Here is a 12,587-nt window from a genome sequence, read left to right as displayed (position 1 = left end):
ACGCTCGCGGTTGTCACGGTTGTCGCGGTCGTCCCGACGGAAACCGCCCCGGTCGTCCCGACGCTCGAAGGAACGCCCACCGCGGTCGTCACGGCGCTCACGGCGCTCATACGACGGCGTGGACGACGTGCGCTCCTCGCGCGCGCCCCGCTCGCTCCGGTCGATGTCCCGCGCGGCCGGCTGCTCCGGAACGGAGGCCGCCTCGACCGCCGCCTGCACCTCGGCCTCGGCCTGCTCCTGCGCCTCGGCCACCGCGGCCTCCGGGTCCTCGCCGCGCTCGCGGGCGACCCGGGCGACCAGCCGGTCGGCCTCCTCGCGCAGCTCGGTCGCGCGGCGCTGTGCCCGCTCCAGCTGCTTGGTGAGATGGGCGACCTCGCGCTCGGCCTGCTGGGCCGCGTTGCCCGCGGACTCCGCCTGGACCTCGGTCATCGACCGGGCGCCGGTGATCTCGGCGACCTCCGGCTCGAAGGCGGCCCCGCCCTGGATGATGTGGCGCGCGGCGTCGACACCGGCGTCCTCCATCAGACGGAAGATCTGACGGCGCTGGTGCGGCAGGGAGAGCGAGACGACGGTGCCGGTACGGCCCGCGCGCGCCGTACGGCCGGCGCGGTGCAGGTAGTCCTTGTGGTCGCCGGCCGGGTCGACGTTGAGGACCAGGTCGATGCCGTCGACGTGGATGCCCCGCGCCGCCACGTCCGTCGCGACCAGGACGTTGACGTAACCGTCCTTGAAGTCGGCCAGCGTGCGGGTACGGGCGCCCTGGGTCATGCCGCCGTGCAGCGCGTCCGACTTCACGCCCGCCTCGCGCAGCTGCTCGGCGACACGGTCGGCGCCCAGCTGGGTGCGGACGAAGATGATGGTGCGGCCCTTGCGGGAGGCGATCGCGGCGGTGACCGGCGCCTTGTCCTTGGGCTTCACGATCAGGATGTGGTGCGACATGGTCGTCACGGCACCCTGGGCGGCGTCGACCTCGTGGCTGACCGGGTTGTTCAGGTAGCGGTCGACGAGGGTCTTGATCTCGTTCTCCATGGTGGCGGAGAAGAGCATGCGCTGGCCGCCGGCCGGGACCTGGTCGAGCAGCTCCGTCACCTCGGGCAGGAAGCCCAGGTCGGACATCTGGTCGGCCTCGTCGAGGACGGCGATCTGCACGTCCTCCAGGGAGCACGCGCCGCGGTTGATGATGTCGCGCAGCCGGCCCGGGGTGGCGACGAGGACGTCGACGCCGCGCTCCAGTGCGTAGATCTGGTTGCCCATCGACGTACCGCCGCAGACGACCTTCATCTTCAGGCCGAGGACGTCGCCGTAGGGCTGGAGGGCGTCGGCGACCTGCATCGCCAGTTCACGGGTCGGGGTGAGGATGACCGCGCGGGGCTTCCTCTTCTCGGTGCGACCGCCGGCCAGCGTGGCCAGGGTCGGCAGACCGAAGGAGAGGGTCTTGCCGGAGCCGGTGCGGCCACGGCCGAGGATGTCCTTGCCGACCAGGGCGTCCGGGATGGTCGCGGCCTGGATCGGGAAGGGGACCGTCACACCGTTCTGCGCGAGCTTGCGGACGACGCCCTCGGGAAGGCCCAGCTCGGCGAAGGTGAGCTCGGGGGTCTCGTCGGACTCGACGATCTCGTCGACCTCGACGGCGCCGACGATTTCGTCGTCGACCGCGTCGTTGATCGCTTCGACGTCGCCGGCCTCGGTGTTCTCGGGCAGGACGGCGTGATCAGTACTGGAAATGGACATGCGTAAGCGAAACCTTCCGGAGTCTCGTCGGCACGCGCCCGTCAACTCCGTGTTCGCATTACGACCGCCTCAATGCGGTCCGCCACGGCAAGGGAGAGTACGCGCCACACGGCGCGCTCTGCGGTGGCGCCGGGCAAATGGGATCAAACGATCTACCACCATACGCACCCTGACCCACCGAAGGCAAATCAAGCCCCGGAACCTCCGCGAGACACTCATCACGTCCCGCCTGCTCCCGAAGCGGCGACCCGCACCGCACCGGACGCCCGTCCCCACGCAGGGCCGACCGCTGGGCGACAGGCGCTACCCGGCTGCCCCGCCCCCGGCGCACCGGCGGCCCTCCCCCAGCCGCCCGCACCCCTTGCGGACCGGCGGCCCTCCCCCCGGCCCCCGCGCACCGGCGGCCCTACGCCGGCGTGCCCGCCTCCGGGGCCGGCTCGCGCTGTGTCAGCTGGGCTGCCGTCCCGCCGCTGCCGCCCTCCTCGTGCGCTGACGAGGACGGCTCGGCGACCGTCGGCTCCGGCGAGGGCACCGGTGGCTCCGGCGTCGGCGCGGGCGGCTCCGGGTCAGGCGAGCGGGGCGGCGTCGACGGCTGCGCCCTCGGCGGGGTCGGCATCCCCGGCTTCTCCGTCCGCCCCGGCTTCACATGCGGTGCCGACACCGAGGCGCTCGCGCCCGCCGACGGCGAGGACGACGCCGACGCCGAAGCGCTCGCCCTGGCCTTGCCCTTCCCGTGCCCGCGCTTGCCGTCCCCGCCCGCGGCGCCCATATAGCCACCGCCCACACCCGCCGGCCCTCCGTCCGGCGCCTCACCGCCCCGGTGGGACGCCGAGTGCGACGGCTTGGCCCGGCCGCCCTCGTCGTCCCCCACACTCATACAGCCGGCGGCCGCGGCGACGGCCATGACGGTGGCGGCCAGTCGAACGGGTACGTACATGGGGCGCACGGGCCACCTCCGGTGCAGGCGTAAGGGTCAACCTCCCCAACTCCCGCCACCCTCAGGAGGACACGCGCGCGCCTTCGGGAACGGTCAGCCGTAGCCGAGGGCGTGCAACCGCGCGTCGTCGATGCCGAAGTGGTGCGCGATCTCATGGACCACCGTCACCTCGGTCTCCTCGACGACCTCCTCCCGCGTCTCGCACATCCGCAGCGTCGGCCCCCGGTAGATCGTGATCCGGTCGGGCAGCACCCCCGCGTACCACTCCCCGCGATCCGTCAGCGGAGTCCCCTCGTACAGCCCGAGCAGCTCGGGATCGTCCGCCGGGGGCTCGTCCTCGACGAACACCGCGACGTTGTCCATCAGCCGCGTCAACTCCGGCGGAATCCGGTCCAGCGCCTCGGCGACCAGTTCCTCGAACTCCTCGCGCGTCATTTCCAGCACAGCCCCATTGTCGGGTACACCACCCCTTCCGGGAGGGCACGAACGTCCGCATACCCATGAGCGCACCCGGGCATACGGCACCAATGGCCCGCGTCCGCGTCCCCCGTACGCCTCCCGCCACCCGCGTCCACGTCCCCCGCAAGCCCCCCGCCCCACTCGAACTCGCCCCCCGCCCCCACCCCTGGGCCCGTGCCCTCGGCCTCACCGCGGTCGTCCTCCTCGGCGCCTGGCTGGGCCTGCTGGTCGTCGGCAACGTCCGCGCACCGGTCGGCCCCATGAACACCACCATGACCCTGCGCCCCTCCCTCACCGGCGGCACGAAGATCAACGTCTCCCCGCTCGGCGCCCTCAGCCTCGACAGCCACACCGCGCCGGTCCGCCTCGACGTCAACGTCGACCAGCTCGACCCCGCCCGCTCCCAGGCCCTCGTCGACCACCCCGAACGCCTCTCCGGCCTCCAGGACGAGGTCGCCCACGATGTCGAGCACGGCACCCTCGACCTCGCCGTACGCTCCTCGGTCGCCGTCGTCTCCGGCGCCACCGCCCTCGGCCTGGCCGTCTACCGCCGCCCGCGCCGCGCCCTGGCCGCCGGCGGCCTCGCCCTCGCACTCCTCGCCGCCTCCGGCGCCACCGCGTACGCCACCTGGAACCCCAAGTCGGTCCTCGAGCCGCGCTTCTCCGGCCTGCTCTCCTCCGCGCCCTCCCTCGTCGGCAACGCCCGCAGCATCGTCACCGAGTTCGACGTCTACCAGCAGGAACTCGCCCGCCTGGTCACCAACGTGACCAAGCTCTACGACGTCACCTCCACCCTCCCCGCCTACCAGCCCGACCCCACCACGGTCCGTGTCCTGCACGTCTCCGACATCCACCTCAACCCCGCGAGCTGGAAGATCATCGCCTCGCTCGTGGAGCAGTACAAGGTGAACGTGATCGTCGACTCCGGCGACACCATGGACCACGGCTCGGCCGCCGAGAACGGCTTCCTGGACCCCATCGCGGACCTGGGCGCGCCGTACGTCTGGGTCCGCGGCAACCACGACTCCCACGTCACCCAGAGCTACCTGGAGCGCATGAAGAACGTCCACGTCCTCGACGACGGCCAGGCCGTCACCCTCTCCGGCCTGCGCTTCGCCGGCATCGGCGACCCCCAGTTCACCCCCGACCGCTCCTCCGTGCCGGGCGCCGGCGCCACCCAGGAGGCGGCGGGGGACCGCCTGGCGGAGGCCCTGCGCGCCCAGACGGCCGCCGGCACCCCCGCCGACGTGGCAGTCGTCCACGAACCCTCCGCCGCCCGCCGCACGGACGGCACGGTCCCCCTCGTCCTCTCCGGGCACCTCCACCACGAGGAGATGGAGGTCATGAAGAACGGCACCCGGCTGCGCGTGGAGGGCTCCACGGGCGGCAGCGGCCTGCGCGCCGTCGAGGGCCAGTACCCCGACCCGATCGAGGCGTCGATCCTCTACTTCGACCGCGACAGCAAGCGCCTCCAGGCCTGGGACGAGATCAAACTGGGCGGCCTGGGCCTGACGACGGCGGAGGTCAGTCGCCACCTCCCCAAGGAAAACCAGCCCGGAGCACCCCCCAGCCCGAGCCCGTCGTCCCCCGCGCCCTCCTCCCCCTCCGCGCCCTCACCCCAGCGCCCGACCCCCTCCTCGTCCGCCCCGTCCACCCCCTCCCCGTAAACCGTTTTGGCGATCCCTCCCGCCATCCCATATGCTTCTCACGTCCCCGACGCGCTGAGAAGCGCCCAGGCGGGCCGATAGCCCTCATCGTCTAGCGGCCTAGGACGCCGCCCTTTCAAGGCGGTAGCACGGGTTCGAATCCCGTTGGGGGCACGCAACACCGTGTGCGACACTGTCGTACACAACAGCTTGGTCCTGTGGAGCAGTTTGGAGTGCTCGCCACCCTGTCAAGGTGGAGGCCGCGGGTTCAAATCCCGTCAGGACCGCTGAGGTTTCACGTGAAACCTCGTGGCTGGGTAGCTCAGTTGGTACGAGCGTCCGCCTGAAAAGCGGAAGGTCGCCGGTTCGACCCCGGCCCCAGCCACAACCGCCCTTACCAGGGCTTGAGCCCCTCCCCGATTCACCCCGGGAGGGGCTCATTCGTGCCGTCTACGCCAACCGGTACGCCAACGCCCTCAGGAGAGGGTGTCCCCGAGCTTCCGGAGCGCCTTCCGCTGTTCGTCCAGCGACGCGTGTGCGTAGACCTTCATGGTCACGCCGATGTCGCTGTGGCCGACGATCTGCCGGACGATGTGGGGCGGCACGCCGAGGTCGAGCAGGAGCGACACGGCGGAGTGCCAGAGGTCGTGAAACCGGATCTCCAACCTCAGCCGTGCGCGCAGCGGGTGCCAGCTCCGCCGCAGGTTGTCCGGCTCCAAAGGGGTGCCGATGCGGGACGTGAAGATCAGCCCGTGTTCCTTCCACTCCATGCCGGCGGCGGCCCGCTCTTGCGCCTGTCGCTCGCGGTGGTCGGTGAGCGCCTTCACGACGACGGGCGGGAGAGGCACGGTACGGACTGAGGCGAGAGTCTTGGGCTTGACCAGCCTCAACTCACCGTCGACGCGCTGTAGCGCCCGCTCCACGATCAGCGTTTCGCGGTCCAGGTCGCCGCCGGCCGAGTGCCGCACCACCATCCGCAGCGCACTGGCTCGTCTTCCCGGGCTGGGACCTGTCCATCGAACAGGTCGTGCCGGAGCCCGTCGTGGCAGCCTACGAACGGCTGTGCGTCGGCCGGCGGCCTTGATGTTCCGGGACGTGATCGGCTCGTTGTCGGCCGTCATGTATGCCACTCAGGCGCCACGAAAAAACCTTCACCGAGCCTTCACATGGACGGTTCTGGCCGACTGGGAGACCGCAGTGGCAATCCCACCTCCCGGCAACTACGGCTCCCGAGCGAGCACAGCCCTTCAAGCTCCCGCCTTTCGCGGGGGGCCCAGCGTCGCGCACAGGACGGGCGATCTAGAAGGTGGGCCCGTGAACTGGGAGGATACGCACCGCCAAGCAACCTCACATTGCAAAGTCAACTTGCAGTAGCTGGTTCCGAAACCCCAGACCAGCGGATTTTTGTCGAATATGACAACGGTTGCTTCTGCGAAAATCGACGCCGCCGGGGGGAGATGCGGAGCGTTCGACGCTTAGGCCACCCTGTTGGTCAATCAACGACGTCTGCTCCTGCTCACTTGGAAGGCGACAGGAGCAGACGCCTGACCCTTAAGGAGAGCCATCATGAGTGTCGCTCACTGTCTAGCTCTACCGTCAAGCGCCGCCAGGAGCCCTTGGTGGATTGTGGTGTTGATCGTGATCATCGCGTCCCTTTCCCCCGACTTCGCCCAAGTGCTCGGCCTCGCAGCTAGCGCCACGGCCGTCGTGGGCGCCGGATTGCTGCGGGCAGATGCCCTCAGCGGAGGGAGCAGCTAACCGTCGGGCTGGCGTACGCCAACCAGTACGCCAACAGCAGCACACAGTGACGGCCGATTGCGGCTCCTAGCACCCAGCGCGATCGGCCTGCACATGTGGGCATCACGGCCTGAAAAGCGGAAGGTCGCCGGTTCGACCCCGGCCCCAGCCACAACCGCTGAACAGCGAAAAGACCCCCGTCGAGATCATCGACGGGGGTCTTTTGTCGCCGCTGTGACGGCAGTGGGTCTCACCCGAAGAGCTTGCTGAGCTACGTCAACGCCTTCCGCTTCTCCTCCGCCGACGCGTGGGCGCGCACGCCGTGGGTGACCTGAAGATCGCTGTGCCCGGCGAACGCTCCGCTCCTCCCGGCGGGAGCGGGCACACGGGCATGAGGTCAGAACACGTCGTGGCTGGGGCGGTCGACTCCGCGTGGGCATGCCAGGGCTGGGCCCGCGCTTCTGGCTGGTGCCGCGGCACTACGCTGCGGGCATGATGGAGCATTCGGGCTTCGGCGCACAGCTGGCACGGCTGCTGGACCACAGAGACCTCGGTGTGCGGGAGTTGGCCGACCGCGCCGGGTTGACCGCAGACGAGGTCCGCGCGGTGCTCGCAGGGAAGAGCCCGGGCGAGAGGCCGCTCCGACGACTTGCGTCCGCGCTGGATTTCCACGCCGCCGATCTGTTCATCCTGGCGGGGCTGGCGGTCCCGGACGATGTGGCACCGTTGGACGCCACGGCCGCGAATTGGGTGGCGCACACGGTGACGGACACGGTGCGTCTACCCGCAGCGGAGCGCCGTGAACTCTTGCGGCTGATCCGCTCACTGCCGCAGGAGGAACGGCGTTCCAGCTTCGCCCCGAAGCGGCTTACGCCCCTCGACGGCGGTCCCGGCGCTCGAGTGATCCGCATGCTTCAGTACCGCAATCTGGACTGGATGGGCATGGCGAAGACGCTTGCGTTCACGACGCCCACATACCTCTCGGCGGCCACTTACGGCGTGATCGGCTCGGGCCGTAAGGAGCTGACCCCACGCTTGGTGACGGACTTCGCTGCTCTGCTGGGGATCAACGCCGGCGAACTCGCCATCCTGACGGGCGTCTTTCTGCGGGAGATGCCGCCCCCTCCGTCCCCGGAGGCCGTGGACACCGCCGCGCTGCTGTGGGAGGCGCGACGGCTCTCCGCCGACCAGGCTCGATACGTTTCCGAGCTGGCAGTTTCTCTGCGCGGCCATCCTCGTGCCGGATAGCTCGTCAACGCGCCCGGATCCCGACATCTGCCGGCACCCGCCTTCGCCACCGGCCCCAAGTCTCACGCCCAAGGGTCACCCCCTGACGGCAGTCTGACGCCCCCCGGCGCGAACGCCGGCGAACACAGCCGTACGTCGTCAAACGTCAACCTCGGTCGTTGCCGGGCGATACGATGATCCGCCCCGCACGATCGGCTCGCCTGAAAGCGGAAGGTCGCCGGTTCGACCCCGGCCCCAGCCCCGGCAAGGCCCCGATCTTCGGATCGGGGCCTTTTCGTACGGGCATCTTTTTGTGCAGGCATGGGGATGAGGGCGGGGACGGCGATGGGGCAGGATGTCGAGCTGGAGAAGGACCGGGCTCGGTACGGGCTGCTGGCGGTGACGGTCAGCAATCTCGCGATAGCGGGGGTTGCGGCGTTCGGGGTCTGGCAGTTGGACGGCGACACCTCCGTGACGGTCGGGGTGCTGAGCGCCGCCTTCACGGCCGTGAGCAGCACGACCACCGCGTATCTGGGGATCAAGGCCGTCTCCAACACGGCGAAGTCGATGGCGCGTCTTCCGGCCCGGCCGGTGTCCGAGGACGAGGCCGCGTGAGGACGGAGCAAAAGGGTTCGCCACGAATTTGGCCGGGATGAGATCCTGGATCGCGTATGTCTACGCATCCAGCCCCCGCCCTCGGCGCCCTCGCCCCCCGCCTGACCGAGCTGTCCCTGCGCGACGCGCACCGGCTCGGGCGCAGGCTCGAAGGTGCGCGCAAGATCCGCAAGCCGGAGGCCCGTGCCGCCGTCCTCGCCGAGATCGAGGCGGAAGTCGCCCAGGTCGAGGAGCGGATGGTCCTGCGGCGCGGCCGTGTGCCGGCCGTCACGTATCCCGAGCAGCTCCCGGTCAGCCAGAAGAAGGACGAGATCGCGGCCGCCATCCGTGATCACCAGGTTGTCATCGTCGCCGGTGAGACGGGTTCCGGTAAGACCACCCAGATTCCGAAGATCTGTCTTGAGCTGGGGCGCGGCGTCCGCGGAATGATCGGGCACACCCAGCCCCGCCGTATCGCCGCCCGTACCGTCGCCGAGCGCGTGGCGGAGGAGCTGCGGACGCCTCTCGGTGAGGCCGTCGGCTGGAAGGTCCGCTTCACCGACCAGGTGAACCCGGACGCCACGTTCGTGAAGCTGATGACGGACGGCATCCTGCTCGCCGAGATCCAGACGGACCGCGAGCTGCGCGCCTACGACACGATCATCATCGACGAGGCCCACGAGCGGTCCCTGAACATCGACTTCCTGCTGGGTTATCTGGCGCAGTTGCTGCCCCGGCGGCCGGATCTGAAAGTCGTCATCACCTCGGCGACCATCGACCCGGAGCGTTTCTCCCGGCACTTCGGTGACGCCCCGATCGTCGAGGTCAGCGGGCGGACGTATCCGGTGGAGGTGCGGTACCGGCCGCTGCTGGAGGAGGACTCCGAGGACGCCGACCGGGATCAGATCACCGCGATCTGCGACGCCGTCGAGGAGCTGATGGGCGAGGGGCAGGGGGACATCCTCGTCTTCCTCTCCGGAGAGCGGGAGATCCGCGACACGGCGGATGCGCTCGAGAAGAAGAAATACCGGTTCACGGAGGTCCTGCCGCTCTACGCGCGGCTCTCGCACGCCGAGCAGCACCGTGTGTTCCAGCCGCACACCGGGCGCCGGATCGTTCTCGCGACGAACGTCGCCGAGACCTCCCTGACCGTCCCGGGCATCAAGTACGTCATCGACCCCGGCTTCGCCCGCATCAGCCGCTACAGCCACCGCACCAAGGTCCAGCGGCTGCCCATCGAGGCGATCTCGCAGGCCAGCGCCAACCAGCGCAAGGGCCGCTGCGGCCGTACGTCCGACGGCATCTGCATCCGTCTGTACAGCGAGGACGACTTCCTCGCCCGGCCGGAGTTCACGGACGCGGAGATCCTCCGTACGAACCTCGCCTCCGTCATCCTGCAGATGACCGCGGCCGGCCTCGGAGACATCGAGAAGTTCCCGTTCATCGATCCGCCGGACCACCGCAACATCCGCGACGGCGTGCAACTGCTGCAGGAGCTGGGGGCGCTGGACCCCGCCCAGAAGGACCCGCGCAAGCGGCTGACCCAGACCGGGCGCAAGCTGGCCCAGCTGCCCGTCGACCCGCGTCTGGCCCGGATGGTCCTGGAGGCCGACAAGAACGGCTGTGCCCGCGAGGTCATGGTCATAGCCGCCGCCCTGTCCATCCAGGATCCGCGCGAGCGCCCGGCCGACAAGCAGACCCAGGCCGACCAGCAGCACGCCCGCTTCAAGGACGAGACCAGCGACTTCCTCGCCTACCTCAACCTGTGGCGGTACATCCGTGACCAGCAGCGCGAGCGCGGCTCGTCGTCCTTCCGCCGGATGTGCAAGCAGGAGTACCTGAACTTCCTGCGCATCCGCGAGTGGCAGGACATCTATACGCAGCTGCGAACCGTCGCCAAGCAGATGGGCATCCATCTCAACGAGCAGGACGCCTCCGGCGACAGCATCCACGTCTCGCTCCTCGCCGGCCTGTTGTCCCACATCGGCATGAAGGACGTGAAGGACGGCGCGAAGAACGAGTACCTGGGCGCGCGCAGCGCCAAGTTCGCGATCTTCCCGGGTTCGGCGCTCTTCAAGAAGACTCCCCGTTTCGTCATGTCGGCGGAGCTGGTCGAGACCTCCCGTCTCTGGGCGCGCGTCAACGCGAAGATCGAGCCCGAGTGGGTGGAGCCCCTGGCCGGGCATCTCCTGAAGCGGACGTACAGCGAGCCGCACTGGGAGAAGGACATGGCGGCCGTGATGGCGTTCGAGAAGGTCACGCTGTACGGCGTCCCGATCATCGCCCAGCGCAAGGTGAACTACGGCCGTATCGACCCGGAGGCGAGCCGCGAACTTTTCATCCGCAACGCGCTGGTGGAGGGTGACTGGCGGACGCACCACAAGTTCTTCGCCGACAACCGCAAGCTCCTCAGCGAGGTCGAGGAACTGGAGAACCGGGCCCGGCGCCGGGACATCGTGGTCGACGACGAGACGCTGTTCGACTTCTACGACCAGCGGGTGCCCGAACACGTGGTGTCCGGTGCCCACTTCGACTCCTGGTGGAAGAGCAAGCGGCACGACCAGCCGGACTTCCTCGACTTCGAGCGGGAGATGCTCATCCGGGAGTCGGCGGAGGCGGTCACGAAGGCCGACTATCCGGACTCGTGGCGGCAGGGGCAGTTGAAGTTCCGCGTCACCTACCAGTTCGAGCCGGGCGCGGACGCCGACGGTGTGACGGTCCACATTCCGCTCCAGGTACTCAACCAGGTCACGGACGAGGGCTTCGAATGGCAGATCCCCGGCCTCAGGGAAGAGGTCGTCACGGAGCTCATCCGCTCCCTGCCGAAGCCGATCCGCCGCAACTACGTGCCGGCGCCGAACTTCGCGAAGCGTTTCCTGGACCAGGCGGTGCCGCTCCAGGAGCCGTTGACGACGGCGATGGCGCGTGACCTCAAGCGGATGGTCGGCGTCCCCTTCGAGGCGGAGGACTTCGACTGGTCGAAGCTCCCCGACCATCTGAAGATCACCTTCAGGATCGTCGACGAGCGGCGCCGCAAACTGGCCGAGGACAAGGACCTGGAGGCGCTGAAGCTCCGTCTGAAGCCGAAGGCACGCCAGGCCATCTCCCAGGCGGCCGCCGCGACGGCCGTACGGCAGGGCGGCGAGTCCCTGGAGCGCAAGGGGCTCACCGACTGGACCATCGGCTCGCTCACCCGCGTCTTCGAGACCCGCCGCGCCGGTCAGCCGGTCAAGGCCTTCCCGGCCCTCGTCGACGACGGCGACACGGTCTCCGTACGCCTCTTCGACACGGAGGAGGAACAGGCGGAGGCGATGTGGAAGGGCACCCGGAGGCTGATCCTCCGCAACATTCCCGTCAACCCGGCGAAGTTCGCGTCCGAGAAGCTGACCAACGCGCAGAAGCTCGCGCTGTCGGCCAATCCGCACGGCTCGATACAGGCTCTGTTCGACGACTGCGCGATGGCGGCGGCGGACAAGCTGATCGGGGACTTCGGCGGGCCGGCGTGGGACGAGGAGTCGTACCGGAAGCTGTACGACAAGGTGCGCGCGGAGATCGTCGACACGACGGTGCGTACCGTCGGGCAGGTGCAGCAGGTGCTGGCCGCCTGGCAGGCCTGTGAGCGCCGTCTGAAGGCCGTGGGCAGCCCCACCCTCCTCGGCAACCTGACGGACGTACGCAAGCAGCTGGACGCCCTCGTGAAGCCCGGCTTCGTGACATGGGCGGGGCTGCGGCGCCTGCCCGACCTGATGCGCTATCTGGTGGCCGCGGACCGACGCCTGCAGCAGATGCCGACCAACGTCCAGCGGGACACCACCCGTATGGAGAAGGTCCACGAGATGCAGGACGAGTACGCCTGGCTCCTGGAGCAGCTCCCGAAGGGGCGGCCGGTCCCCTCCTCGGTCCTGGACATCCGCTGGATGATCGAGGAGCTCCGGGTCAGCTACTTCGCGCACGCGCTGGGCACGGCGTACCCGGTCTCGGACAAGCGGATCGTGAGGGCGATCGACGCGGCGGTTCCGTGACGGGACCCTCACAGAGGGTGAGTTCGACCAGGGGGCTCACCCTCCTGTACAGTCCTTCTCGCAGCACAACGCAAGACAAAGTGCCGCAAAACCTGGTCCTGTGGAGCAGTTTGGAGTGCTCGCCACCCTGTCAAGGTGGAGGCCGCGGGTTCAAATCCCGTCAGGACCGCAGTGGACTAAGGGCCCGCATCCCACCAAGGGGTGCGGGCCCTTTCCATGCCCGCACCCCACACC

At 69.3% G+C, this 12,587-nt stretch carries 8 protein-coding genes and 4 tRNA genes; 8 read left to right on the top strand and 4 right to left on the bottom strand.

Translation table 11 applies throughout. From position 1 onward, the window contains the following. The 3 genes from ACIBVL_RS14245 to ACIBVL_RS14235 all read right to left on the bottom strand — a co-directional run. The coding region (locus ACIBVL_RS14245) for a DEAD/DEAH box helicase (protein ID WP_399097097.1) at positions 1 to 1,731 on the bottom strand (1,731 nt) is incomplete at its 3' end. A gap of 406 nt (positions 1,732 to 2,137) precedes the next feature. Beyond that, positions 2,138 to 2,677 (bottom strand): hypothetical protein, encoded by a 540-nt coding sequence (locus ACIBVL_RS14240; RefSeq protein WP_399097094.1) that lies wholly within the window; start codon positions 2,675 to 2,677, stop codon positions 2,138 to 2,140. A gap of 84 nt (positions 2,678 to 2,761) precedes the next feature. Next, on the bottom strand, positions 2,762 to 3,112 hold the full coding sequence (locus tag ACIBVL_RS14235) for a metallopeptidase family protein (protein WP_003999986.1): 351 nt from the start codon (positions 3,110 to 3,112) through the stop codon (positions 2,762 to 2,764). A gap of 83 nt (positions 3,113 to 3,195) precedes the next feature. On the opposite strand from ACIBVL_RS14235, the gene ACIBVL_RS14230 reads away from it, so the two are divergent. From ACIBVL_RS14230 to ACIBVL_RS14215, 4 genes are all read left to right on the top strand, one after another. Then, positions 3,196 to 4,794, top strand: a complete 1,599-nt coding sequence (locus tag ACIBVL_RS14230; protein ID WP_399097091.1) for a metallophosphoesterase — start codon at positions 3,196 to 3,198, stop codon at positions 4,792 to 4,794. Positions 4,795 to 4,874: 80 nt separating this feature from the next. Continuing rightward, positions 4,875 to 4,947 (top strand) — tRNA-Glu (locus tag ACIBVL_RS14225). A gap of 38 nt (positions 4,948 to 4,985) precedes the next feature. After that, a tRNA-Asp gene (locus ACIBVL_RS14220) sits at positions 4,986 to 5,060 on the top strand. Positions 5,061 to 5,084: 24 nt separating this feature from the next. Then, positions 5,085 to 5,158: transfer RNA gene (locus tag ACIBVL_RS14215), tRNA-Phe, on the top strand. Positions 5,159 to 5,249: 91 nt separating this feature from the next. On the opposite strand, the gene ACIBVL_RS14210 is transcribed toward ACIBVL_RS14215, so the two are convergent. Continuing rightward, positions 5,250 to 5,747, bottom strand: coding sequence for a site-specific integrase (locus ACIBVL_RS14210; protein ID WP_399097088.1), 498 nt, complete (start codon positions 5,745 to 5,747; stop codon positions 5,250 to 5,252). Between the two features lie 1,255 nt (positions 5,748 to 7,002). On the opposite strand from ACIBVL_RS14210, the gene ACIBVL_RS14205 reads away from it, so the two are divergent. From ACIBVL_RS14205 to ACIBVL_RS14190, 4 genes are all read left to right on the top strand, one after another. Further along, positions 7,003 to 7,758: a hypothetical protein gene (locus tag ACIBVL_RS14205; RefSeq protein ID WP_399097085.1), complete on the top strand. Its 756-nt coding sequence runs from the start codon at positions 7,003 to 7,005 to the stop codon at positions 7,756 to 7,758. 300 nt (positions 7,759 to 8,058) lie between these two features. After that, on the top strand, positions 8,059 to 8,352 hold the full coding sequence (locus ACIBVL_RS14200) for a hypothetical protein (protein WP_399097082.1): 294 nt from the start codon (positions 8,059 to 8,061) through the stop codon (positions 8,350 to 8,352). 56 nt (positions 8,353 to 8,408) lie between these two features. Continuing rightward, complete coding sequence (gene hrpA / locus ACIBVL_RS14195; protein ID WP_399097079.1) at positions 8,409 to 12,353, top strand: ATP-dependent RNA helicase HrpA; 3,945 nt, start codon at positions 8,409 to 8,411, stop codon at positions 12,351 to 12,353. A gap of 94 nt (positions 12,354 to 12,447) precedes the next feature. Beyond that, positions 12,448 to 12,522: transfer RNA gene (locus ACIBVL_RS14190), tRNA-Asp, on the top strand. The last annotated feature ends 65 nt before the right edge of the window (positions 12,523 to 12,587 follow it).

The sequence above is a fragment of the Streptomyces sp. NPDC049687 genome (genome assembly GCF_044465285.1).
Classification (GTDB): Bacteria; Actinomycetota; Actinomycetes; order Streptomycetales; family Streptomycetaceae; genus Streptomyces.
The sequence above is the reverse complement of the archived record's forward strand: the minus strand, read 5'-3'. Positions and strand labels throughout refer to the sequence as shown.

What these genes read in the sequence shown, in the direction of transcription:
- hrpA (WP_399097079.1), top strand. Translation starts at nt 8,409, where the DNA reads ATGTCTACGCATCCAGCCCCCGCCCTCGGCGCCCTCGCCCCCCGCCTG.
- ACIBVL_RS14205 (WP_399097085.1), top strand. Translation starts at nt 7,003, where the DNA reads ATGATGGAGCATTCGGGCTTCGGCGCACAGCTGGCACGGCTGCTGGAC.
- ACIBVL_RS14200 (WP_399097082.1), top strand. Translation starts at nt 8,059, where the DNA reads ATGGGGATGAGGGCGGGGACGGCGATGGGGCAGGATGTCGAGCTGGAG.
- ACIBVL_RS14210 (WP_399097088.1), bottom strand. Translation starts at nt 5,747, where the DNA reads ATGGTGGTGCGGCACTCGGCCGGCGGCGACCTGGACCGCGAAACGCTG.
- ACIBVL_RS14230 (WP_399097091.1), top strand. Translation starts at nt 3,196, where the DNA reads ATGGCCCGCGTCCGCGTCCCCCGTACGCCTCCCGCCACCCGCGTCCAC.